The organism is Rhodococcus sp. IEGM 1241 (assembly GCF_033142365.1).
GTDB lineage: Bacteria > Actinomycetota > Actinomycetes > Mycobacteriales > Mycobacteriaceae > Rhodococcus_F > Rhodococcus_F erythropolis.
In genome coordinates, this window is sequence record NZ_JAWLSE010000001.1 from 777,236 (window position 1) to 800,165 (window position 22,930).

Here is a 22,930-nt window from a genome sequence, read left to right on the forward strand (position 1 = left end):
CAATCGGTGTCGGGGTACGGAAGCGGGCGCGGTAATCCATGGCCCGTCGGGGTGAATCAGCCCAGCAGTCGTGCTTTCGCGGCTTGGAACTCGGCGTCGCTCAGTAGGCCTTGTGATTTGAGATCGCCGAGTTTCTGCAACTCGGCGACGAGATCGACCGGGGGTGCGGGTGTGGGGAGTACGGCCTGCTGCTGGGCGAATTCGTACTGCGCCTGCTCGTAGTCGGCCTGAGCTCTCCTTTGCCGGCGGGTGGCCATACCGTCGCTGACGGCGGTCGCGGTACCGGTCACGACCGCGGTGCGGGCGGCGAGGCCCAGCAGTCCAGGGCGTCCTCGTCTCGGGATGTACGGCATGTCAGACCTCCAATTTCGGGATGATCGTGTCCATGAGGGCATTGACGACGGGTGCGGGTATCCGCTCGTAACCCAGTAACACCGCGCCGGACTCGGCGGTCCGGGAGGCGATTTCGCGCTGATAGACCAGCTCGAGCGCGACCAGCAGCGCTGAAGCGCCGGCGGGAATCGCCTCCGCGAGTTCGGTGATGTCTTCATGCCCGAGCAGACCGGACGCGCCGAGCATTTCGACGTTGATCTCGAAGCCGTTCGGCAATTCCTCGACCTCGACGAGGGTGAGTTCACCGTCGTCGGACTTGGAGATGACGATCAGATCGAGGAGTCGTACCAGGCCGGTATCCGTGAGGTCGGTGAGCGCGGAGAACGCGGCGGGGTCGAGGCTCTGCCCCGGCAGACCGAGAAGGTAGAAGTCGACGGGGCCGAAACGCGCGGCACTCACGAGAGCACCTTCAGCTTGAGTGCGGCGAACTCTTCCTCGCTGATCGATCCGGCTTCGAGGAGTGCTGCAGCTGTGGCGATTTCCTCGCTGGGACTCTTTCCTGCGACTTCGCGGATATACGATTCGGCCGCGCTCTCGGCCTCGCGTGCGGCCTTGTTGCTGCGTTCCGTCATCCCATCGCCGCGGGCGACGAGATAGACGAGCGCGGTGAGGATGGGTAGGAAGAGCAGGAAGAATATCCAAACAGCTTTCAACCAGCCGCTCAGCTTGTGGTCGCGGAACAGGTCGGCGACGATCGCGAACAGCGCGAAAAGATATCCGACGAAGACGGTCGCCCACAGCATCCAGCCGAGGCTTTCCCAGAAACTCATGTGTCTTGTCCGTTCGTGTCAGGCCTGCGCGTCGGCATTCCGCCGACTCGCGCTTTTCAGTTGATTCCGGCAATTCTCACCGGTTTCCGCATGCTTCGATCGCTGTCTCATCCGAAGCGGATGAGACGGGATTTCCACGGCCGTCGAACGTCTCGAGTATCTTCGACACATGATCGAAGCCGTGCGTGACGCACTCGCCTCCGGTGAGGCGGAGCAGGCTCGACGCGTCCTGCGGAAGAATTGGCTCCGTCTGATTCTCGAATCTCATACCAGGGAACTCGAGCAACTCTGCCTTGCGCATCCCGATCCACACGATCCACACATCCTGCTGATACGGGCGTGCTGCCGCGACCTCAGCGGCGATCCGTACGGCGCGGAGTTTCTACGCGGGCAGGGTCTACGGGTCGCGTCCGACGATTTTGTCGTCTGTTTCACCGACCTACTGCTCGCTCCGGACACCTCGACCAAGGCCGTCATCGCCGATCGCGCGCGTCACGCCCTCGCCCAGTGCGAGCCCGAGGACGATTACCCGTCCGCACTTTTCCTCCTCGGGTGGACCGAGATCAGGCTTCGTCGTGATCTACCTCGCGCCATCGCGCTACTTCGCTCCGCCGGCGATGAAGCGCGGTTGCAGTCGCGTGCGGAGACGTTGCGTCTCGCGCAATCCAATTTGGCTTTTGCACTCACCCACGCGGGAGTGTTCACCGAAGCCGAACAGATCCTCGACGGCCTTCCTGCCCGAGAGGTTGCATCCGACTGGGAACGCTTCGAAGGTGGACTCCCACAGTCGAATCGAGGGTGCATCGCCTATTGGCGTGGCGACTTCGAGGAAGCGATCGCTCAGTTCGACTCGATAATCGTGGAGGGCAGTCCCGGAACCAACTTCGAGGCGCTCGCCCGTCTGTACCTGGTGATGAGCCTGATCGCTCTGAACCGGAAAGACCGGTACCACAACGCCGCTCGGCTGCTGCGAGGCGTGAGCACTGCGGACAAGCACGGCATTCCTTGGGATACGCTGCGGCGCGTCACCACGGCCTGGCTCGCCCACGCTCAGGGGCAGGACGAGCAAGCGCGCCGCATCGCGAAGCCCACGCTGACCAGAACAGGTGCTGCGGTCGCTCACGCGCTGCTCGCCGAGCTCTATCGAGTCTTGGGGGATCCGGAACCGTCGGCGCAGGCGCTTCGGTTGGCAAGCTCGGCCGCGCTGCCGCGATATGCGCTGGTGAGCACACTTGTCACCTCTGCAGCGCTGAGCTCCGTCGCAGGGCGTGGGCCGCAGGCGCACGAGCAGCTGGATCGTGCGCTGGCTGAGGCAATCCCGGAGCAGATCCTCGCCCCCTTTCTCAGCGGCGATCCGGTAATTGTCGATCTCTTGAACGCGCACGCAATACAGGGGTCGAGACACCAGGACCTCCTGCGCACGATTCTGGAAAAACGGAGCCGACTCTCTGCCCAGCTCGCCGGAGTCCTGACCGAACGCGAGAACGAGATTCTCACTTTTCTGCGCACCACGATGACTGCAGACGAGATCGCTGCGCACCTCGGCATCGCCTATCCCACTGTGAAGACTCACATTCGCTCGATTTACCGCAAATTAGGTGTGGCCAAGCGGCGTGCCGCTGTTCAAGCAGCCGACAACCTAGACCGCGGGATCGGGGGCGATTCCGCGACGGAGGCTGCGAACCGTCAGATCCAAGGCTTGTAGTCGCGTCCCGGAACCGCGGTTCACGTAGTCCATCGACGTATAAAGCAGTGACCACAGCAGGTTCTGCACCCAGTCCGAACCCATGTCGGGGTCGATGGACCCGTCGGAGTGTCCGCGTTCGATGGCGTCGGTGACTCCGTCGTCGTTCGACGCGGACTCGGCAAACGAATCTTCTTGATAGACGCCGGGAGTGAAGAACAGGACCGTCAAAAGGTCGGCCAGTTCGAAGTATTCATGGCAGAGGCGAACCAGCGCCTCGGCTCCGGTGCCCTCACCGAGTCGCGCCGCTGCTGCGGCCTCACCGACGGCGCGAGTGGCCTCGGCCGCGACTGCGTCGACCAGGTCGGATCGTTCGGGAAAGTAGCGGTGCAAAGTGGTCCGGCCGACCTTCGCGGCCGAAGCGATCTCGCTGAGGGTCGCAGCAGGCTTGGATGCGAACACCGAAACGGCAGCATCGAGGATGGCCTTCCGTGTGCGCTCGCGGGTCGCGCTTTGTTCTGGTGCGCTGTGGATCGTTGTCACGAATTCGAAGCGTAGCCGTGTCCGGTTTCGGTATCCAGTGTTTCCGAATCGGAATTTCTCTTGCCCTTTATGGAACATTCGTGTTCCATAAATTCATGCTTGAATCCGACGCTTCTCAGCCCGCACCGAAATGGAGCAATCTCCGCGTCCTCTCGGAGTTCGCTCGACCGCATCTGCCGTCGCTCCTCCTCGGATTGGTACTGGCGCTGTGCGGCTCGGCGGCGACGCTGGCAACGCCGATGGTCACCAAGTGGGTTCTCGACACCCTCGATACCGGTGCGTCGCTGAAGGGGCCGATCCTCACGCTCGTCGTCCTTCTGATCGTCGGTGCTGTGCTCGGTTGTGCTCAGTGGATCGTTCTCGGAACCGCCGCCGAGAAGGTTGTCTTCGACGCCAGGTCTTCGCTGGTGAGGCGATTCCTGGCGGCGACCGTACCTTCGCTGCAATCGCGATCCGTGGGTGAATTGGTCACCCGGGTCACGTCGGACACCTTGCTGCTGCGGGAGGCGGCGTCGTCGGCCGCGGTGAATATTCTGAACGCAGCCGCGTTGACCATCGGAACGATTGTTCTGATGGGCGTTCTGGATCTGCCGTTGTTGGGGGTCACCATGGTGGCAATCGTGTTCGCCTCCATACTCTTTGCCGTTCTGATGCCTCGGATTTCCGCAGCCGAAGCGCGAACCCAGGAATCGCTCGGTCAGCTTGGCGGCGTACTCGAGGGTGGCTTGCGTGCGATCCGGACGGTCAAGGTTTCCCTCGCCGAGGATCGCGTCGGCGCTCTGGTGACGAACAATGCGTCCGATGCGAAAATGCATGCGATCACGGCGGTTCGAGTGTCGGCAACCGCGTGGACTGTCGCGTGGACCGCCATTCAAGGATCGATCATTGCCATCCTGGGCTTCGGTGCCTGGCGAGTCGCCGACGGCGAAATGGCAGTCTCGACGCTCATCGCGTTTCTGCTCTACGCCTTCACCCTGATGGGGCCGGTGTCGGAGCTGGCGCAGAACGTGACTTCCGTTCAGTCGGGAATCGCGGCAGCTATCCGGATTCGCGAGATGCAGTCGTTGCCCACCGAGCAGTACGACGAGGTCGTGGACGTGGTCGCGAAAACAAGCGCTGCCGCGCCGCTGATCGAGTTGCGCGACGTGACCGTGAGTTATCACGGATCGAACCAGCCGGCGTTGCGCGATGTCTCGCTGGTCATTCCGACGCGTGGGCACATGGCCATCGTCGGCCCGTCGGGTGCCGGAAAGACGACCTTGCTCTCGACTGTGCTGCGATTTGTCGAACCGCGATCGGGTGAGGTTCTCCTGCATGGAGTCGGTTACGACGCGCTCGATCACCGCGCTGTGCGCGAGAGTCTCGCGTACGTGGAGCAAGAGACACCGGTGGTGCCCGGAACGATTCGGGAGAACGTCGTCTTCAGCCATCCCGACGCGACGGACGAAGAAGTCCAGGCCGTTCTGCGCTTGCTCCGACTCGACGACGCGATCGAGGCCCTGCCGAATGGACTCGACACCGCTCTGACGGCCACCTCGCTGTCGGGCGGCCAACGTCAGCGGATCGCGATGGCACGCGCAGTTCTGCGACCGAGTGCTTTGCTTCTGCTCGACGAAGCCACTGCCCAGGTCGACACACTCACCGAAGCCGCGATTGTCGACGCGATCAACGAACGTGCACGTACCGGGGCCGTGGTGACTATCGCTCACCGGCTCTCAACGGTGCGTGACGCCGACTGGATCGTGGTCATGGAAGACGGTCGGATCCGCAACATCGGCAACCATGACGAGCTCATGGACAAGGACGATCTGTACCGCGACATGGTGGTTGCCGGCCGGCTCGATCAGGGCGAGGCGATGCTCGAAGATTGTTGACCCGGCGCATCTGCGTGTGCGAGAGTGCTGTTACCGAGCGATCGCTCGGTCGGGATGTTCTTTCGGAGGTGGCTGGTGGCAATCGATCTGACGTACGCGCCCGAGGTGGTGGCGCTGATCGAGAAGACGCGCGACTTCACGCGCAACGTAGTGCTCCCCATCGAAGACGAACACGCCGGTGACATCGCCGTCGCGGGTGGCGATGCCATCCGCATCGAGATGCAGGCGGCAGCAAAAGAAGCCGGTGTCTTCGCGCCGCATGCACCGATCGAGTACGGCGGCCACGGACTCAACATGAGTGATCGCGCGCCTGTTTTCGAGGAAGCCGGCTATTCGCTCTTCGGGCCGACGGCGCTCAACATCGCTGCGCCGGACGAGGGCAACGTTCACATGCTGGCCCACGTCGCGAACGAAGCACAGAAGCAGCAGTTCCTCGCGCCGCTCGCAAGCGGGGACATGCGGTCGGCATTCGCCATGACCGAACCCGCGCCGGGAGCGGGATCCGATCCCTCGGCTTTGAACACCCGCGCCGAGAAAGTCCCCGGTGGCTGGAAGATCAACGGTAAGAAATGGTTCATCACCGGCGCCGACGGCGCCGGATTCTTCATCATCATGGCGCGTACCTCCGGCGAGCCCGGGCAGCGCGGCGGAGCGACCATGTTCCTGACGCCGACGGACACAGCGGGTCTCATCGTGGGTCGACACATCGACACCCTCGACAAGGCCATGATCGGCGGGCACTGCGAGGTCACGTTCGAGGATCTCTTCGTTCCCGACGAGGCCGTTCTCGGTGAGGTCGATCAGGGTTTCGCTTACGCGCAGGTTCGTCTCGGTCCCGCCCGGATGACGCACGTGATGCGCTGGCTCGGTGCAGCGCGCCGCGGCCACGACGTCGCCGTGGCCAGGGTTGCCGAACGAGAAGGCTTCGGCTCGAAACTCGGTGATCTCGGAATGATCCAGAAGATGGTCGCCGACAACGAGATCGACATCGCAGCCAGTCGCGCACTTCTGGTGCAGGCCTGCTTCGAACTCGATCAGGGCGGGCACGCGAGCAACGCGACGTCCATCGCCAAGACCTACGCGGCCGAGGCGATCTTCCGGATCGTCGACCGCTCCATTCAAATGTGTGGCGGAATGGGCGTGTCCGGCGATCTGCCGCTGGCACGGTTGTCCCGCGAAGTGCGTCCCTTCCGCGTCTACGACGGTCCGTCCGAGGTTCATCGCTGGGCAATTGCGAAACGTGTTGTCGGCGCTGCGAAGCGCGCTGCTCGGGAGGAGTCGAAGTGACGGACTTCCCAGGACTCGATCTCGCGGCGCTCCACAAGTATCTGCAAGCCGCAGGCGTCGAGGTGAGCGGTGAGTTGCGAGCCGAACTGATTTCAGGTGGCAAATCCAATCTCACCTACGGAATCTTCGACGACAACTCGAAGTGGATTCTGCGTCGTCCACCTACGGCCGGCCTGACGCCTTCGGCGCACGACGTTGCGCGCGAGTTCCGAATCACCTCGGCGTTGCAGAACACTGCCGTGCCGGTCGCGCCGACCGTCGTGCTGTGCGAGGACGCCTCGGTGATGGGTGCGTCGTTCACGGTGGTCGAGTTCGTCACCGGTCAAGTGATCCGGACCAAAACCGAGTTGGAAGCTGTTCCGGCAGAGCTGGTCACGCAGTGCACCGACGAGTTGGTGCGTGTTCTCGCTGCCCTGCACGACGTCGACTACAACGCAGTGGGTCTCGGCGAACTCGGCCGACCCGACGGTTACGTAGCCCGCCAGGTGAAGTTGTGGGCCGGTCAATGGTCACGCGTCAAGACCGAGGACTCGGCCGATGTGGACAGGTTGGCGTCGAGCCTCGCGGAATTGATTCCGGCTGAATCGGCTTCGTCGATCGTGCACGGCGACTACCGGATCGACAACACGATTCTCGCGGCGAACGACGTCACCAAGGTTGCCGCAGTGGTGGACTGGGAACTGTCGACGCTGGGAGATCCGCTGGCGGACATAGCGATGATGTGCGTCTATCGGCATCCCGCGCTGGATCTGGTTCTGGGTGAGCCTGCTGCGTGGACGAGCCCGTCGCTACCGTCCGTTGTCGATCTGGCGCAACGGTATTCGTCCGTTTCGGGTCGTGAACTGGCGCATTGGAACTTCTACATGGCGCTCGGGTTCTTCAAACTCGCAGTCGTGGCGCAGGGCATCGATCACCGATTCCGGGCAGGAGCCACCGTCGGCGGGGGATTCGACAAGGCTGGATCTTCTGTGCCGGAACTGATCTCGGCCGGACTCAACGCACTGCAAGGGAAATTCGAATGACTCGATCAGCACTGGTCACCGGCGCCTCCAAGGGAATCGGGCTCGGCATCGCAACACGCTTGGCTTCGCAAGGGTACGGGCTGACCATCACGGCGCGTGATGCCGAACGGCTCGCCGTTGTCGCCGAAGAACTTACGCGCGCCGGATCGCCGGACGTCGTCGTCTCGGCCGGCGACATGGCGGACGAGAACTTCGCCGCAGCACTCGTAGCCACGCACGGCGAGCGATTCGGCTCCATGCGAGCCCTCGTCCTCAACGCCGGAGTGGGAACCAGTGGGCGAGTGGCTGACTACCCGATGCGCCGTTTCGACAAGACCGTTGCCGTCAATCTCCGGACACCGTTCGCACTATTGCAAGCGTCGCTGCCGCTCCTGCGTACAGCGGCGGACGCGGACCTCGTCGGCGGAGCAAAGGTGATCGCTCTCGCCTCGATGGCCGGTGTGTATGCCGAGAGCGGCTTGGCCGTCTACGGAGCCACCAAAGCTGCGCTGATTTCGATGGTCGAGGCACTCAACGCCGAGGAGTCCGGAAACGGCGTCAGTGCGACGGCCATCGCTCCCGGTTACGTCGATACCGACATGTCGGCGTGGACGCGCGATCGGATCACACCGGACACCATGATCAAGGTCGACGACATCGTGGAGTTGGTGGACGGTCTGCTCAAGCTCTCGTCTCGAGCGGTAGTTCCGAAGGTCGTCATGACGCGTGCTGGGACCAACGGCTACTCCGCCTGAAATTTCAATCCAGCTTGGCTTCGCCCCGCTTGCGAAAGAAGTGAAAGCCAGGCACTCCGACGATTGCCTGCCGCAGGTCCTTGACCACTCCGAGGAGTTCGTGGATCTCGGGTGAGACGGAGTCGAGAGTTCCGAGGATGGGCAGCACCGCGGCCACCCGGTCGGTGAGCTCCGGTAGTTGGTCGATCAGCTTGATCGCGGCGCTGACCTCTGCCTCGGAAAGATCGTCGGCGAACCTGGCAGCCAGCGGCGCGAGCTGTAGGGCGATGGGCTCGTAGATCTCGAGGAGTTGTCCCGCGATGTCCGAGGTCTGCTCGACGGCCTCGACCAGCGTCTCAGCTCGAACGGTCACGGCGGCGGCTCCGATGACGACGCGGTCGGCGTTGTCGGCGATCTGGTTGATGCGTGCCACCAACCTCTCGACCGAGAAGAGGAGCGCCTCGAGTCGAGTGGGCAGGGTGACCGCAAAAGCGACCGTGGACAGGGACCAGTGCACCACGTCGCCGACGGAGCGGACGACGGTGGAGCTGCCGGGCAAAACTAGAGCCATCCCTCGATACTGCCTGATGTGACGTCAAAGTACAGGTAAATCTCACATTCACGAGGCCAGCGGCGTCTTCGAGGTGTCGGTGCCGGCGCGGACAATCAATTCACCCGCTGCCTGCTGCACCGCGCAACCTGGAAGGATCGAGACATGACGGCTATCCGTACGCACACCGTGATCGACTCGCCGATCGGGGCGTTGACGCTGGTAGCAGCAGGTGACGACCTCTGCGGGCTGTACATGGCGGAGCATCGCCACAAGCCGGACGAGTCCACGTTCGGTGATCGTTCCGCGGCGGTCTTCGGTGAAGTCGAATCGCAGCTCACCGAGTACTTCGAGGGTTATCGCACGGAGTTCTCCGTGCCGCTGGCGCCCGTGGGTACCGAGTTCCAGAAGCGGGTGTGGGATACCTTGCGAACGATCCCGTACGGCGAAACCTGGACATACATGGAGCTCGCGCAAACTTTGGGTAACCCGCTTGCGATCCGCGCCGCCGCCGCGGCAAACGGCAAGAATCCGATCAGCATCATCGTTCCCTGTCATCGTGTGGTCGGTAGCGACGGAAGTCTGACCGGTTTCGCCGGCGGCCTCGAACGCAAGCGGTTCCTGCTCGACCGCGAGCACGGCGGCGAATCGGATGTCCTCTTCTGATGCGCTCGGCTCACAATTCGGTGATCGGGAACGTCTACCGATCGTGAGACTCAAACCGTTCGAAGACGTCGTGACCGAATACGGTGCAGTGGTCCTCCGTGTCTGCCGCGCGGTGGTCGGTCCCGTCGACGCCGAGGACGCGTGGTCCGAGACGTTCATCGCAGCGATGCGGGCATATCCGGATCTGAATCCGGACGCGAACATCGAAGCCTGGCTGGTGACCATCGCGCACCGCAAGGCAATCGACATCACCCGAGTGCGCGCCCGCGTGGCCGTGCCCACAGACGAGGTTCCGGAGTTGCCGACGCGAATCGGCGTACCCGGAACGTGGGATCACGAACTCTGGGACGCACTCGAACAGCTACCGCTCAAACAACGTGCGGCAGTCGCCTATCACTTTCTGGGTGGGCTGCCGTACGCAGAGATCGCGGACATCCTCGGCAACACCCCGGCGGCCGCCAGACGCGCGGGTGCCGACGGTATCGCCACACTACGAAGAACCTACTTGTCCGCTACCGCTGCGGAAGGGAGTCACTCATGAGTAACGATGTGTTCGAGGCGCTTCCAGCCGTTGACGCTGACGCCATGATCCGCCTACGGGCGCGCCTGGCTGCGCAGGCGTCCGAAGCTGAATTGATCGACGTGGCATATCGAACCGTCGATTCGCCGGTCGGAAAGCTGCTCCTGGCGGCGACCGATGTCGGCCTGGTGCGGGTTGCCTTTGCCGTCCAAGGGCACGACCTCGTTCTGGAACGTTTGGCGGACACCGTCAGCCCCCGTGTGCTTCATTACCCGCGCAGGCTGGACACTGTCGCTCGCGAGTTGGACGAGTACTTTGCCGGTGCGCGTCGAGAATTCGATCTGCGCTTGGACTTCCAACTCGCGAAGGGGTTCCGACGCGAAGTGTTGCGTCATCTCCCCGAGATCGAATACGGCCACACTGCAAGCTATTCGGTGGTCGCAGCAGCGTCGGGAAGCCCGCGTGCGGTGCGTGCCGTCGGGACCGCATGCGCAAAGAATCCGCTGCCGTTGGTGGTCCCGTGTCACCGGGTGGTGCGCAGCGACGGCAGCCTCGGGCAGTACGCCGGCGGCCCCGAACTGAAAGCGATTCTGCTGGATCTGGAAGCCGGCCGGTGAGCGCAGTGACGCTGCGCTTTCAGGCGCCCTATGCAGTCGAACCGCTTACCGGTGCCCTGCGGGCTCACTGCGTCGCAGGCCTCGAGCGTCACGACGACGGTGTTCACACCAGAGTCATCCCGTTGCCTTCCGGTCCGGTAGTTGTGTCGGTGTCGTGGACAGACGACGGTGTCGTCGTGGATTCCGATGTGCCGGCGGAGGATTCCGCAGTGCTGGAGGTGATCGTGCGTCGTTGGCTCGACCTCGACGCCGATCACACTGCTGTCGAAGCAGCGTTCGGTAGCGACGAGTTGTTGGCCCCACTCGTTGCCGCCCGTCCAGGATTGCGGGTGCTCGGCTCGGTGGACGGTTTCGAGACCGCAGTGCTCACCGTTCTGGGGCAACAGGTTTCGCTCGCCGCAGCGAGGACGTTCGGTGGTCGTTTTGTCAGCGCATTCGGAGCGCCGGTGGAAGGGGAGTTTCTTGCCTTCCCTGATCCGGACGCGGTTGCAGCGCAATCGCCGGAGGACATACAGAAAGCCGTCGGATTGACCACAGTGCGCGCAAGAACAGTGCACACGTTGGCAACTGCGGCAGCGAACGGTCTCGATCTCTCCTGGGATGCGGATCCTGTCCAATTTCGACAAGAGTTGTTGGCGCTACCGGGAATCGGACCGTGGACCGCTGACTATCTCACTGTTCGAATTCTCGGTGATCGCGACGCCTTCGTACCCGACGATCTGGTGTTGAAGCGAGCGTTGGGGGTCTCGTCGGGCAAAGAAGCCGCAGCGTTGTCCGAGCGCTGGCGACCCTGGCGAGCGTACGCACTCTTTCATCTGTGGACCAAGGAAGCGTTTCTGTAGTGGTCAATCTTTCGCGCGGGCCAGTTCGGACGGCCACCATATACGTTTCCCGATGTCGTGAGAGAGCGCAGGCACCAGGACACTGCGCACGATGATCGTATCGAGCAGCACACCGAAGGCCACGGCAAATCCGATCTCGGCGAGGAAGACCAGGGGCAGGATGCCCAGTACGGCAAATGTTGCGGCCAAGACGATTCCGGCTGAGGTGATCACACCCCCGGTGACCGCAAGACCGCGCAGGACACCTGCGCGGGTGCCGAATTCTCCGGTCTCCTCTCGCACACGGGTCATCAGGAAGATGTTGTAGTCGATACCGAGAGCGACCAGAAACACGAAGGCGAACAGTGGGAACGATTGATCCGCCCCGGCGAACCCGAATACGTGTGTGAAGAAGAATCCGCTCACACCGAGCGTCGCCGCGAAGGAAAGCACCACGGTGACAATGAGAATCACCGGGATCAGCAGAGCACGGAGCAAAGCGGCCAAGACCAGGAAGATCACCGCCAACACGATCGGGATGATCAGGTTTCTGTCGCGGACCGAGGCCGCCTGGACATCGAGGGTGGTGGCCGTGCTGCCGCCGACGAGCGCGTCGGCGCCGGGCACCTCGTGGACGGCAGTCCGCAGTCGCTTGACAGTTTCGAGTGCCTGCGGCGAATCGTAAGAGTCGGCGAGGGTTGCATTGATCATGGTTCGGCCGTCGATCGGTGCAACGGTGAAAGCCGCAGGGGCGCAACCCGCAGCGGCGGCTTGTGCGACGGCAGCGGGGTTGGTCTTGATCAGCTCGCTGACCTTTGCGACGTCCACCTGGGTGCAGACGGCGCCGGGATCCTGCGAGATACCTTCGACGCCGCTGGCTGCTTTGATGACGGCGTCGGCCTGGTCGGCGTTTGCGGTGATCACAGCCGGTGCGCCGGCTCCGGGATCGAACTTCGAGTCGTAGAGTTCCTGTCCGACAACAGCGTCCGGACGATTGGTGAAGCTTTCGGTGGATGTCAGGCCATCGGTTTTGAGACTGCCGATCCCGGCCGCGAACAGGATGATCAACAAGACTGTGGCGCCGATCCACAGTGGGCGGTCCTTGCTGCCGACGGCCTCGGCGATCTTGCCCCACATCCCGTGCGTCGTAAGGTCTGCGGCGTGATCGACCTTGGGCTTGCGCGGCCAGAAGACCCACCGTCCGGTGGCGGCCAGAGCGACCGGCATGAACGTCATCATCACCAGATAGGTGCAGGCGATCCCGATGGCGGCGACGGGTCCGAGGCTCTTGTTGGAGTTGAGTTGAGAGAACGTCAGGCAGAGCAGACCGAGAATGACGGTGACAGCCGAAGCGGTGATGGCCGGCGCAGACTCGCGCCAGGCCTTGATCATCGCGTCGAAGCGGTTGGGATACGTGTGTAGTTCTTCGCGATAGCGAGAGATCAAGAGTAGGGCGTAGTCGGTACCGGCACCGATCACCAACACGAAAAGGATGCCTTGAGATTGTCCGGTCAGAGTGAGTAATTCGGCTTTCGCGAGGAAATAGATCACCATCGACGACAAGCCGATGGCGAGGAGCGCGGAGAACAGCGGGAAGAACCACAACACCGGCGATCGGTACACGACAAGCAGGATGAGGATCACGACCAGGAGTGCCGCGCCAAGGAGCGCTCCGTCCAGACCGGCAAAGGCGTCGATGAACGCAACGAGTAGCCCACCTGGCCCGGCTGGGAGTACCTCGACATCACCAGCTGCTTGTTTTGCTGCGTCGATGACGTTCTGCTCGGTGGTCGCCAGGACATCGCCTGCCACGGATGTGTCTCCGTCCTTGGCGACGAGTGGCACGAAGATCGACGCAGTTGTGCCGTCGGCGGAGTACTGAGTGGGTTGCATTCCGTCGGCGTCTACTCCGGAGATGCCGGCAATAGCGCCGTACGCCGAGTTGATTGCAGATTTGTCCGCCTCGGTGAGGGCCGAATCTCGATGGAACAGAACAAAACCAGGGATCGTCTCGACCGCGAGGAAGTTCGCGGATTGATTGCTGGCGATCGTCGATTCTGCGGAACTCGGCAGGTACGAGGCGTTGTCGTTCTTCTGAACCTCGGCGAGTTTGCCTTGGAACGAACCGCCGAATCCGCCTGCGACGAAGGCAAAGATTGCAAGCGCGATCACGGTGAAGATCGGCAGTCGACGGCGTTTGACCGTTCCGCGCTCGTTCCGTTCTGCATCAGTTGTATCCAGCTTGGTCATGGTTCTCCTCGAACGCAGTCGACCAGCACCAACAAAGCAACGTTTTCCAGTAGAACACGCAATACGGGCGCGGTGGAACCACTTGGAGTGGAATTGACGACGCTACGAAGTGCCTTTGCCGTAAGTCTCGCGGGCTGCGACGTCCATGGGAAAACGAACGACTGTGTCGCCGAACAACAATCGAGTTGCCGAAGCCTCAGCGGCCAGCACGTGGGCGGCACCTGACTCGGGGTTTCGGGTATGCACGACCACTTCGTCGTGCTGGAAGAAGACCAACTCGCCGTCCGGATCTTCGGCGAGGCGGCGCCTGAGGTCGGCGAGCAGGCACAACGCCCACTCGGACGCAGTGGCCTGAACGACGAAGTTTCGCGTGAAACGACCGCGGGCATGAGCGTCGCCGTGGGAGTAGAAGTCGGGAGACGGTGGGGGACAGGCCCGGCCGAGCAGTGACTTCACCACCTCGCCGCGCTCACCTGCCTTGGCAGCTTGCTCGACGTACTCGACGGCGACCGGGAATCGCTTCCGCAACAAGATGAGCAGTGCTTTGGCTTCACCCGCCGTCGCCCCGTACAGGACTCCGAGGATTGCGACCTTGGCTTTTGCGCGATCCCCGCCGAAAGCTTCGGCACCGACAAGTGCGTACAGATCGTCGTCGCCGGCGGCAGCCATCATGCGGCGGTCGCCGGACATGGCGGCCAGAATTCGGGGTTCGAGCTGACCGGCGTCGGCGACGACGAACACGTGGCCCGGATCTGCGACGACGCTCGAGCGCATGGTCTTAGGAATCTGGAGGGCCCCGCCGCCCCGGCTCGCCCACCTGCCGGACACGACACCACCGGGAACGTAGATCGGGCGGAATCGATCGCCCCGCACCCAACTGTCCATCCACTGCCAACCGTTGGTGCTGTACAGCTTGGCGAGTTCGCGATGACGTAGGAGCAGCGGCACAGCCGGATGATCGATTTCCTGCAGAAACCACTTGCGCGTCGACGGCAGTTCGATGCCCTGACGCCCGAACGCCTCGGTGATCTCCACCGAAGACGAAGGATTGACGGTGCGCCCGAAGACCTCGCTGATCTGGGCGGCAAGTTCCTGCATGCGTGCGGGGAGGTCGTATCCCGTCGGCCGCGGCCCCAGTCGTTCTTCGAGGAGTTCGCGGTGCTTCTGCGTCGAGAACGGCAGGCCCGTGTGCGTCATCTCGGCGGCGCTGAGAGCGCCGGCCGATTCTGCTGCGATCAACAAGTCCAGTCGAGCATCCGTGCCGATGGTTGCGCGCTGATCGGCGAATTCGGTGGCGACGGCGAGAGGATCGAGAACGGGTGCAGTGTCGAAGAGTCCGAGTCGATCGTCGTCGAACTCCTCGGCAGGCGGTGACGGTTTGCCGACGCGCATTCCGAGTATCGCGCGGGTCAGGGAGATGTCGTGGCACCGCTGAACCCGTACGCCTGCACGCAGTAGCGGTGGGTACACGGTCGCCGTACTCGGCCACACCCACCGCGGGTGCTCGGCTTCCTCGATGGTGCGCACCGCTGCGATCAGGTCGGGGTATTCGACGGGATCGGCGAGCGGCGTTCCACCGGGATCGGTCCGTAGGACAGTTGCCGTCACAGCTCCCGTGGACGTCGTACTACCGGGGACCAGGACAACTCGCACGACATCAGTGTGACGGCAGGGTCCGACACCCCATCGCTCGGCGCTGCTCAGGCCCCGACGAACCGGATGTGCTGACCCGGGCGGGCTTGGCCGAGTCGGTCGATATCTGCGTCCGCGACCACTCCGACCACCGGATACCCGCCGGTGATCGGGTGATCGGCGAGGAACACGACAGGTTGGCCGCTGGGTGGGACCTGGATCGATCCGAGCGCTACGCCTTCGGTGGGGAGTTCGGCGTCATTCGTTCGTTGCAGCAGTTCGTCGGTGCCGACACGATCGAGTCGCGCCCCGATTCGGTCCGAATCGGTGGAGACCGCCCAATTCCCCCGCAGGAGCGATTCGGGGTTGGTGAATCGATCTGCGCGCGGCCCGAATACGACTCGAATGTCGAGAGTCTCGTTTGTCATCGGTGGAACTGGTGCAAGGTCGACGAGCGAGAACGCGGTCGGCGAAGGCCCGATCGGGAGAACAACCTTGGGCTCGAGAGGCGCCGGACCTATCCCGGACATGGTGTCGGTGCTGCGCGATCCCAGGATCTCGGGAACCACAATGCCGCCCCGGACGGTCAGATACGTCCGCAGGCCACTCGGTGCGTAGTCGAGGCGGACGGTCTGACCGACGTCGAGAGCGATCACGCTCGAATGCCCGACCGGAATGCCGTCGCGGTAGGCCTGTGCAGGCGCCCCGGTGAACGCGATCGTTGCTTGTTGCTGCGCCCGAATGCTCAGCCCGCCCAGAAGGACCTCGACGCCTGCCGCGCCCTCGTCGTTGCCGACGAGCCGGTTGCCGAGTTTGAGCGATCGCCTGTCCGCAGCACCGGAAACCCCGACGCCCGAGCGAAGGTGTCCGGTCCGTCCGAGGTCCTGGATCAAACTCAGCGGCCCGGTGTCGAGTATCTCCAGACCGTTCATCGGTCGTCCTCGTTGACGAAGCGCACGCGGCACCCGGGCTGAACGGCGGCCGGTGGTGTGGCGTTCAGATCCCACATCACGGCGTCGGTGCTCCCGATGATCTGCCAGCCACCCGGCGATGCCCGCGGGTAGATCGCGCTGTATCCAGCGGCCAGGGCGACGGAACCGGCTGGCACTGCGGTTCGCGACTGAGTTCGACGTGGAACGTCGAGCCGAGTGTCGCCTGAAGTCAGGTAGGCGAAGCCGGGTGCGAATCCGATGAAGGCGCAACGCCACATCGCCCCGGTATGGGCCGCAACCACCTCGGAACGGCTCATTCCGAGTGACTGGGCGACGTCGTCGAGGTCGGGCCCGTCGTACCTGACGGCGATGGTGAGTGCATCCGTCTCGGAATGCTCGTCTGTGGTCGCGGCAGAATTGGTTTGCTCGAGATCGTTCAAGCACTTCCGGACGTACGTGAGATCTGCCGCCGGGGTGCACGTGACCAGGACCGTGCGAGCTGCGGGGAGGAAGTCTTCGACCCCGACCGGGGTGTTACGCGTCAGTGCTTCGGTGAACGCGAGAACGTCAGCTTCGGAATCGAGGTCTACGAGAAATGCGCGTTCTCCCGCGGGAAGTATGCGAGTCACAGGGAGGGCTCCCGATCGATTCGAGTCCGCTCCACGTCCGCTCGCATCGCCACGATGAAACTCGCGATGGTGGCTCGCTCGGCCGCGGTGTAATTCCCGACGGTGCTCGCAGCCCGTGAAATGAGGGGGCCGAAGAAGCTCTCGCCCAGAGTGACCGCCGATGGTGTGACCTGCAAGAGCACCCGTCGACGGTCCGCTGAATCTCGCTCCCGAGCTACGTGCCCCGCTTTGACCATCCGGTCGACCAGTGCAGTCACCGACGCCGAGTTGATCCCGAGCTGTGAGCCCAACCAACCAGGCGTCGCCGGTGTGTCCGAGCGCTCGGCATCGAGAAGGCAGATCAGTGCGCGGACGTCGGTCGAGTGCATTTTGTACTTGTTCGCAAAGCCGGAAACCGCCACGTTCAAGTCGACGGTCAGTGCGCGAAGCGAGTGGACGATCGCCATCGCTTCGTCTTCTGCATCGCCGACGCTCATGGATGCCTCCAGCCCTGGTGTGTTGTCTCTCGATTGTCTACTATCTCGATAGTCGAGAGAAAATGGGGGTGGGGAATGGACTTCAATCGCGCATACGACGCCGTACTGACCAAATGGCCGCAAAAACCGCTGGGTGTGGATCTCGCAGGCCGGTTCGGCCGAACGCATGTGAACGTCTGTGGACCTGAAGACTCGCGGCCGTTGATCCTTCTGCCCGGGGGAGGTGCCACTTCGACGGTGTGGTTCGACAACGTTGCGGCGCTGTCGAAATCCCGGCGTGTTTTTGCCGTCGACACCCTGGGCGATGCCGGACTCAGCATTCCCAATGGTGATCCGATGAAGTCCGTCGACGATCTGATCGAGTGGATGGACTCGATAGTCGATTGCACCGGCGCCGACACCGTCGATGTGATCGGACATTCCTACGGCGCAATGGTTGCGTTGGCCTTTGCGCTGCATCGACCGGATCGTCTCGGGAAACTTGTTCTGCTCGATCCTAATTCGAGTTTCTCCGGCATGAAGGCGGGCTACCTTCTGCGTGCGCTTCCGCTGTTGCTGTCCCCGTCGCGAGCACGCCGACGACGACTGTTGGAGTGGGAGACAGGTGAGTCGAGTATCGACTCCGACTGGCTGTCTCTTGTGGAAGTGGGCACTTCGGATCTACCGCGACCCGATCTCGTAGTGCCTCAACGTCCTTCGAAAGAAGACTTGAGCGCACTGGATGTCGAGTTGCTGGTGGTCCTCGCGCAAGACGGACGGGTGCATGATGCGGAAACGGTGTCGACGTCGGTGCGGGAGAGGATTCCCGCAGCACGTGTCGAGGTGCTGAAAGATGCTTCACATCACAGTATTCCGATGGTTCCCGCCGATGAACTCAACCGAGTGCTCGTCGACTTCTTGGAGGGCTAGCGGATCAGGGTGCGACGACGCACCCCGGACCGATCGGGGTGGCCGGATTGACATCGACCGTTGTGACCGGCCCGCCCGCTGACGTCTGGTAGGCCATCAGAGAATGTTCGCCGGGTGCGGTCGGAGTCCACAGTGTGACGGCGTGGCCGAGTACAACCGGCAAGGTGAAATAGGGATTGACGGTGTCCCAGATCAATTCCTGCGGGAACATGGTCGACGCCCGGTTCAGGTCGACAATCGAGACGTTCGACTCGTCCAACGCTGCTGTCCTGGCAACCACCAGATACGTGCAGCCCGCCCCGTACGGCGTTGTCGGCCCGCTACTGAGACCCGGAAGGACCGTGACGTCTACTACGTCCGCGGAAGCTGACGTCGCGGAACAGATGGCGGCGCTCGCGCTGATGGCGGCGGCGATCACGGTAGTGCGAGCGATTCGTGAAAGTGTCATACCAGCAGGTCGGTTTCATCCTGCGGAGCGTTACAGTTGAAAGGCCCCGACCTCAACAGAGATCAGGGCCTTCCTTTGTATTGCGCTACTTTTGCACCGAGCTACTTCTTGGAGACGCGGAGCAGCTTCTTGTTCACGAACTCGTCCATTCCCCACGGACCGAGCTCGCGGCCGACTCCGGAGCGCTTGACTCCGCCGAAGGGCAGACCGGGCAACGTCGTTCCGTGCTCGTTGACAAACGCCATTCCCACGTCGAGATCGGCAGCGACCGACCGGGCGGAATCGAGATCGCTGCTCCAGACAGACCCGCTCAGACCGTAGACCGACGAATTGGCAAGTTCCACAGCCTCGCTGGCCGACTTGACCTTGTAGACGACGCCGGCAGGTCCGAACAGTTCTTCGCTGTAAGCCCGCATGTCCGGGGTCACGTCTGCGAGCAACGTCGGCTGAACGTAGGCGCCCGGGCCGTCGATCTTCTTCCCACCGGTGAGCAGCGTCGCTCCCTTGGACACAGCGTCGTCGATCTGCTCGATCAGAGTGTCTGCCGCGCTCTGTGAGGACAACGGGCCCAGGACGGTGGTTTCGTCCAACGGGTCACCGGCAGAAACGGATTCGAAGGACGTCGCCAATTTGCGGGTGAAGTCGTCGTAGAAATCTTCGGTGACGATGAAACGCTTGGCCGCATTGCAGGCCTGGCCGGCATTGGACAGACGCGCCTTGGTTGCGGACTTGACGGTGGCATCCATGTCGTCGGAATCGAGGACGATGAACACGTCCGATCCGCCGAGTTCGAGGACGACCTTCTTGAGATTGCGTCCCGCAGTTTCGGCGACGCTGGTGCCGGCGCGTTCGCTGCCAGTCAGTGACACACCTTGAACTCGGGGATCGGCGATCATGTCCGCGATCTGCTCGTTGGTCGCGAAGACGTTGACGTAGGCGTCGTCCGGCAATCCGGCTTGTCGCAAAATCTCTTCCATCAGCAACGCTGACTGCGGACAGTTGGACGCGTGCTTGAGAATGATCGTGTTGCCCAGCATGAGATTCGGTGCCGCGAAGCGGGCGACCTGGTAGTACGGGAAGTTCCACGGCATGACGCCGATCAGGGCACCGATCGGTCGCCGGTACACAACCGACTCCTCGGCCCCGGGAACGTCGAGCCGTTCTTCCTCGAGCAACGCCGGACCGTGGTCTGCGTACCACTGATAGATCGCGGCCGAGAGTTGTACTTCGCCCTTGGCCTCACGGACCGGCTTACCCATCTCCAACGAGATCATTCGGGCCAGTTCGTCCGCCCGCTCTGTGTACAGTTCGGCGGTCTTGCTCAGGACTGCCGCACGTTGCTGTGGCGCACTGTTGCGCCAGGTCAAGTAGCCGCGATGCGTGTTCGCAAGTGCGGCTTCAACTCCGGCGTCATCCAAAGTATCGAATTCCCTGACGGTTTCACCTGTCGCGGGATTGACTGTTTTGTAATTAGCCATAGTTGTACAACGTGCGGAAGGGGGTCGAAGATTCCCGAAACGCGCAATCACATTGAATCGGCCCAACAGGTTTCGATCAAATCCCGGCTGGGTACCATCTCACGCCACCTTGGGGCGATGGGTGCGTTCGTAGCCCTTGCGGTCGTAGAAACGGGTGGTCACGATGCCGAGTACGACGCCGATCAGTAGACCCACCAAGGTCATCCAGACGGCATGCAGCAGCCCTGCCTCACCGCGTGCGCCGAAGAACAGGATCGATCGCGTACCCATGTAGATCTGGTGCATCGGCTCGAATTGCGCCAGCCAGGCATACAACCTGGGGCTGGCTTCGAGGGGGATGGTGCCACCGGACGAAGGCAGCGCGAGGATGACGAACACGAACAGGTTGATCAACATGCCCAACGAGCCGAATGCGGCCATCACCGACATCGCCGTGATGCCGACTGCAGTGATGACCAGCGCGCCGTACTCCCACAATGCAAGCCCGTGAGTGACCGGCATTCCGAGGGCGCGACTGATCCACTGGAACAACGCGGAGACTATGCCGGACAACACGATCATGAACGCCCATTTGACGAGCAGCGTCCGAAACCTGTTGATACCCACAACGTCGTTCTGAACGAAGAGCGGACCGAATTCGGTAGGCGCATATCCGAGCATGCCGTCCACCAAGGAATTGACCACGGTTGCTCCGGTGAATCCCGCAAGGACCAACAGCAGCGCGAAATAGAATGCAACCAAACCGAATCCGGTGCCGTCGGGAAGCGGATCGTGGGCCACCGTGAGTACGTTCACCGGATTTTCGAGCAGCAGGCGGCTCGCTCCTGAGATCTGGGTTCCGGTGCCTCCCGCTTCCAACTGCTGGGTGACCAGGGTGGTGAGTTGCTCGCCCATGTTCTTGTTGACCGAGGCGAGGGCTGTAGTTCCGATCGACTGGACCAGAGATGCGGATACGGAACCGGCGCGCGGATTGGTGTAGATCGTGATGATCGGTTGCTCTACGTCACCGGCGACGACGCTGGCCTCCGCCAGGATGATCGTCCTCTTCGTGAAATCACTGGGAATCACGATCGCGCCGTACAGCGTGCCGGAGTTCAACCGAGATTGGGCTTCGGCGATACCGATCTGCTGCAGGTCGATCTTCTGGTGGTCGATTCCGTTTTCGAGGCCGGCGACGATGTCGTTTCCGAAATTCTTGCGGTCGGCGGGGTCGCCGCCGGGGAGGGTGTCGCCTTCGTCCTGGTTGACCAGGGCGATCGGGAACTGGTCCAGGTGTTTCTTGGGGTCGAGTATTCCGCCCATGTACAGCGCTGCCAGCGCCGACATCAAGAGGGTGACCACTATCAACGGCGTCAACCAGAATCGTGGTGTGTGCATGACGGTGCGGGCAGACGGCTCCGTGTTCTTGCTCATCGTCAGTCGACCGGCTTTCTTTCGCGCGGAGTTCCTCGGGCTGAGCGTAAACGCAAAGGTGCGCCGGGGCAGTCTTTCGATCTGCCCACGGCGCTGGAGACCTGCCCGGCCGGCGGCGGGTCAGCTTGCCGGCAGTCTCATCCGAAAAGGCTGAGAACGGATCGGTAGGGTATGGCCCGCGGCAACCCTGCCGAGACGATTTCGGAGAAACCGTTGACCAACGTGCTGATAGTTGTCCTGATACTCGTAGTGATCGCTGCCGTCGCGTTTGTGGTCCTGCGTGGACGCCAGGGCAAGCCGAATGCTCGCGTGGACCCGCTCGCCGACTATCCCGAGGTGTACGACCCCCACAAGATCGGGGTCGGCGACATCATCACGTACGCGGGTATCGACCACGTTGTTCGAGGGACCATCACGCTCGACGAAGAGGGATACATCTGGCGTGAGCACCTTCTCGACGGGTCGACCGGTCGTCGTTGGCTGACAGTGGAGGACGACGAGGGCGAACTCGAGATGACTCTCTGGATGCGTCGAGAAGGAACCAACCTGGTCCCGAACGGCGACGTCATTCTCGACGACAAGGTTCACCGCAAGATCGAAAGTGGAACGGCGAAGTTCACGGCCGAGGGTACGACGGGTACGGCCCCCTCCGGCTCGATGGAATACGCGGACTACGCGACCGCCGACAAGACCGGGCTGATCGCATTCGAGAAGTGGGCGCGCGGACAGTCGTGGGAGGTTTCCACGGGACGTGCGGTCACCCGCAGCGAACTCACCGTCATCCACTCGGGCCCACCGGAATGAGTCTGTATCGACTCGATGTGGAACCGACCGACGTGAATGCCTCGGCACTGGGGTTGGTGCTGGGAGCTCCCTCGCCGCCGACCCTCGCCGAGTTGGTGATCGAAACTTCCGATGCGACGTTGACACTCGGAGTGCTCGGGGCATCTCACGTGGTGACGGCCCGGGCGTCGGGAAAGGAACTGACCGAGCAGGTTTCGTGCGATGCTCTTGCCGCCGGCGGTGAACCCTTGCCGGCAGTGGAGTCCACGGGAAACTACCGGTTCGAGTCTTCGTCGCTGATCCTGGACCGAGTCGAATTCGATTCGGAAGCTGCATCGTTGAGAGAGTCCGCCGGCCAGGACGGTTGGATCTGCGGATCCTTTCCCGGCGACGACACAGCGTTGACCGCGTTGTGTGGCGTGCGAGACCGCCAGGGGTGGAGTTGGCAGAGTTGGCATTTGTACCCGGGGGAGGGGACAGGAGTGATCGTGAAGACGCGCAGTAGGTGGCGCCCGTGAGG

At 62.7% G+C, this 22,930-nt stretch carries 25 protein-coding genes; 12 read left to right on the forward strand and 13 right to left on the reverse strand.

Features of this window, described 5'->3' with window-relative positions:
- Positions 1–56: 56 nt before the first annotated feature.
- From R4P70_RS03755 to R4P70_RS03765, 3 genes are read right to left on the reverse strand one after another with little or no spacing between them, the layout of a single operon-like run.
- Positions 57–353, reverse strand: a complete 297-nt coding sequence (locus R4P70_RS03755; protein ID WP_019745452.1) for an SHOCT domain-containing protein — start codon at positions 351–353, stop codon at positions 57–59.
- A 1-nt stretch (position 354) separates the two neighbouring features.
- Positions 355–792, reverse strand: a complete 438-nt coding sequence (locus R4P70_RS03760) for a DUF6325 family protein (RefSeq protein WP_317830414.1) — start codon at positions 790–792, stop codon at positions 355–357.
- Positions 789–1,163, reverse strand: coding sequence for a PLDc N-terminal domain-containing protein (locus R4P70_RS03765; protein WP_019745450.1), 375 nt, complete (start codon positions 1,161–1,163; stop codon positions 789–791). The genes R4P70_RS03760 and R4P70_RS03765 overlap by 4 nt, the downstream gene beginning before the upstream one ends.
- A gap of 169 nt (positions 1,164–1,332) precedes the next feature.
- On the opposite strand from R4P70_RS03765, the gene R4P70_RS03770 reads away from it, so the two are divergent.
- Positions 1,333–2,868, forward strand: coding sequence for a LuxR C-terminal-related transcriptional regulator (locus tag R4P70_RS03770; RefSeq protein WP_021345644.1), 1,536 nt, complete (start codon positions 1,333–1,335; stop codon positions 2,866–2,868).
- Here R4P70_RS03770 and R4P70_RS03775 read toward each other — a convergent pair.
- Complete coding sequence (locus R4P70_RS03775) at positions 2,803–3,390, reverse strand: TetR/AcrR family transcriptional regulator (protein ID WP_019745447.1); 588 nt, start codon at positions 3,388–3,390, stop codon at positions 2,803–2,805. The two genes, R4P70_RS03770 and R4P70_RS03775, sit on opposite strands and share 66 nt — an antisense overlap.
- Before the next feature lie 95 nt (positions 3,391–3,485).
- Between R4P70_RS03775 and R4P70_RS03780 the strand changes: the two genes are divergently transcribed.
- From R4P70_RS03780 to R4P70_RS03795, 4 genes are all read left to right on the forward strand, one after another.
- Positions 3,486–5,264: an ABC transporter ATP-binding protein gene (locus R4P70_RS03780; protein WP_317830415.1), complete on the forward strand. Its 1,779-nt coding sequence runs from the start codon at positions 3,486–3,488 to the stop codon at positions 5,262–5,264.
- 75 nt (positions 5,265–5,339) lie between these two features.
- Positions 5,340–6,551 (forward strand): acyl-CoA dehydrogenase family protein, encoded by a 1,212-nt coding sequence (locus R4P70_RS03785; protein ID WP_020970898.1) that lies wholly within the window; start codon positions 5,340–5,342, stop codon positions 6,549–6,551.
- Positions 6,548–7,573, forward strand: a complete 1,026-nt coding sequence (locus tag R4P70_RS03790) for a phosphotransferase family protein (RefSeq protein ID WP_021345641.1) — start codon at positions 6,548–6,550, stop codon at positions 7,571–7,573. Before R4P70_RS03785 ends, R4P70_RS03790 begins: the two co-directional genes overlap by 4 nt.
- On the forward strand, positions 7,570–8,307 hold the full coding sequence (locus R4P70_RS03795) for an SDR family NAD(P)-dependent oxidoreductase (RefSeq protein WP_113682607.1): 738 nt from the start codon (positions 7,570–7,572) through the stop codon (positions 8,305–8,307). Before R4P70_RS03790 ends, R4P70_RS03795 begins: the two co-directional genes overlap by 4 nt.
- Before the next feature lie 4 nt (positions 8,308–8,311).
- Here the strand turns inward: R4P70_RS03795 and R4P70_RS03800 are convergent, their stop codons facing one another.
- Positions 8,312–8,857: a hypothetical protein gene (locus tag R4P70_RS03800; protein WP_007729604.1), complete on the reverse strand. Its 546-nt coding sequence runs from the start codon at positions 8,855–8,857 to the stop codon at positions 8,312–8,314.
- Between the two features lie 144 nt (positions 8,858–9,001).
- Here R4P70_RS03800 and R4P70_RS03805 point away from each other — a divergent pair, with 144 nt between their 5' ends.
- The 4 genes from R4P70_RS03805 to R4P70_RS03820 are packed head-to-tail and all read left to right on the forward strand — an operon-like array spanning position 9,002 to position 11,481.
- Positions 9,002–9,502 carry a methylated-DNA--[protein]-cysteine S-methyltransferase gene (locus R4P70_RS03805; RefSeq protein WP_197940915.1) on the forward strand — a complete coding sequence of 167 codons (501 nt, stop codon included), beginning with the start codon at positions 9,002–9,004 and terminating at the stop codon, positions 9,500–9,502.
- Positions 9,489–10,043 carry an RNA polymerase sigma factor gene (locus R4P70_RS03810; RefSeq protein ID WP_020909250.1) on the forward strand — a complete coding sequence of 185 codons (555 nt, stop codon included), beginning with the start codon at positions 9,489–9,491 and terminating at the stop codon, positions 10,041–10,043. The genes R4P70_RS03805 and R4P70_RS03810 overlap by 14 nt, the downstream gene beginning before the upstream one ends.
- Entirely contained in the window at positions 10,040–10,639 is a 600-nt protein-coding gene (locus R4P70_RS03815; RefSeq protein WP_133727148.1) for a methylated-DNA--[protein]-cysteine S-methyltransferase, read from the forward strand. The genes R4P70_RS03810 and R4P70_RS03815 overlap by 4 nt, the downstream gene beginning before the upstream one ends.
- Positions 10,636–11,481 carry a DNA-3-methyladenine glycosylase family protein gene (locus tag R4P70_RS03820; protein ID WP_279164211.1) on the forward strand — a complete coding sequence of 282 codons (846 nt, stop codon included), beginning with the start codon at positions 10,636–10,638 and terminating at the stop codon, positions 11,479–11,481. The genes R4P70_RS03815 and R4P70_RS03820 overlap by 4 nt, the downstream gene beginning before the upstream one ends.
- A gap of 3 nt (positions 11,482–11,484) precedes the next feature.
- Here R4P70_RS03820 and R4P70_RS03825 read toward each other — a convergent pair whose 3' ends face one another.
- The 5 genes from R4P70_RS03825 to R4P70_RS03845 all read right to left on the reverse strand — a co-directional run bounded on the left by R4P70_RS03825 (position 11,485) and on the right by R4P70_RS03845 (position 17,379).
- Positions 11,485–13,710: an MMPL family transporter gene (locus tag R4P70_RS03825; RefSeq protein ID WP_317830416.1), complete on the reverse strand. Its 2,226-nt coding sequence runs from the start codon at positions 13,708–13,710 to the stop codon at positions 11,485–11,487.
- Between the two features lie 102 nt (positions 13,711–13,812).
- The gene (locus tag R4P70_RS03830; protein WP_317830418.1) at positions 13,813–15,363 is read right to left on the reverse strand and encodes a bifunctional 3'-5' exonuclease/DNA polymerase; all 1,551 of its coding nucleotides are present in this window, start codon (positions 15,361–15,363) and stop codon (positions 13,813–13,815) included.
- A gap of 47 nt (positions 15,364–15,410) precedes the next feature.
- Positions 15,411–16,274 carry a biotin-dependent carboxyltransferase family protein gene (locus R4P70_RS03835; protein WP_317830419.1) on the reverse strand — a complete coding sequence of 288 codons (864 nt, stop codon included), beginning with the start codon at positions 16,272–16,274 and terminating at the stop codon, positions 15,411–15,413.
- On the reverse strand, positions 16,271–16,903 hold the full coding sequence (locus R4P70_RS03840) for a 5-oxoprolinase subunit B family protein (RefSeq protein ID WP_029256337.1): 633 nt from the start codon (positions 16,901–16,903) through the stop codon (positions 16,271–16,273). The genes R4P70_RS03835 and R4P70_RS03840 overlap by 4 nt, the downstream gene beginning before the upstream one ends.
- Positions 16,900–17,379: a MarR family winged helix-turn-helix transcriptional regulator gene (locus R4P70_RS03845; RefSeq protein ID WP_019745433.1), complete on the reverse strand. Its 480-nt coding sequence runs from the start codon at positions 17,377–17,379 to the stop codon at positions 16,900–16,902. Before R4P70_RS03845 ends, R4P70_RS03840 begins: the two co-directional genes overlap by 4 nt.
- A 75-nt stretch (positions 17,380–17,454) precedes the next feature.
- Between R4P70_RS03845 and R4P70_RS03850 the strand changes: the two genes are divergently transcribed.
- Positions 17,455–18,288, forward strand: a complete 834-nt coding sequence (locus R4P70_RS03850) for an alpha/beta hydrolase (RefSeq protein WP_317830421.1) — start codon at positions 17,455–17,457, stop codon at positions 18,286–18,288.
- A gap of 4 nt (positions 18,289–18,292) precedes the next feature.
- On the opposite strand, the gene R4P70_RS03855 is transcribed toward R4P70_RS03850, so the two are convergent.
- The 3 genes from R4P70_RS03855 to R4P70_RS03865 all read right to left on the reverse strand — a co-directional run bounded on the left by R4P70_RS03855 (position 18,293) and on the right by R4P70_RS03865 (position 21,627).
- A complete protein-coding gene (locus tag R4P70_RS03855; protein ID WP_020970887.1) occupies positions 18,293–18,736 on the reverse strand; it encodes a hypothetical protein in 444 nt (147 codons plus the stop codon).
- 101 nt (positions 18,737–18,837) lie between these two features.
- Positions 18,838–20,214, reverse strand: a complete 1,377-nt coding sequence (locus tag R4P70_RS03860) for an NAD-dependent succinate-semialdehyde dehydrogenase (protein WP_020909241.1) — start codon at positions 20,212–20,214, stop codon at positions 18,838–18,840.
- Between the two features lie 99 nt (positions 20,215–20,313).
- Entirely contained in the window at positions 20,314–21,627 is a 1,314-nt protein-coding gene (locus R4P70_RS03865; RefSeq protein WP_021345628.1) for a YhgE/Pip domain-containing protein, read from the reverse strand.
- A gap of 171 nt (positions 21,628–21,798) precedes the next feature.
- On the opposite strand from R4P70_RS03865, the gene R4P70_RS03870 reads away from it, so the two are divergent.
- Positions 21,799–22,431 carry a DUF4178 domain-containing protein gene (locus tag R4P70_RS03870; RefSeq protein ID WP_019745427.1) on the forward strand — a complete coding sequence of 211 codons (633 nt, stop codon included), beginning with the start codon at positions 21,799–21,801 and terminating at the stop codon, positions 22,429–22,431.
- Positions 22,428–22,928, forward strand: coding sequence for a DUF2617 family protein (locus R4P70_RS03875; RefSeq protein ID WP_019745426.1), 501 nt, complete (start codon positions 22,428–22,430; stop codon positions 22,926–22,928). Before R4P70_RS03870 ends, R4P70_RS03875 begins: the two co-directional genes overlap by 4 nt.
- The last annotated feature ends 2 nt before the right edge of the window (positions 22,929–22,930 follow it).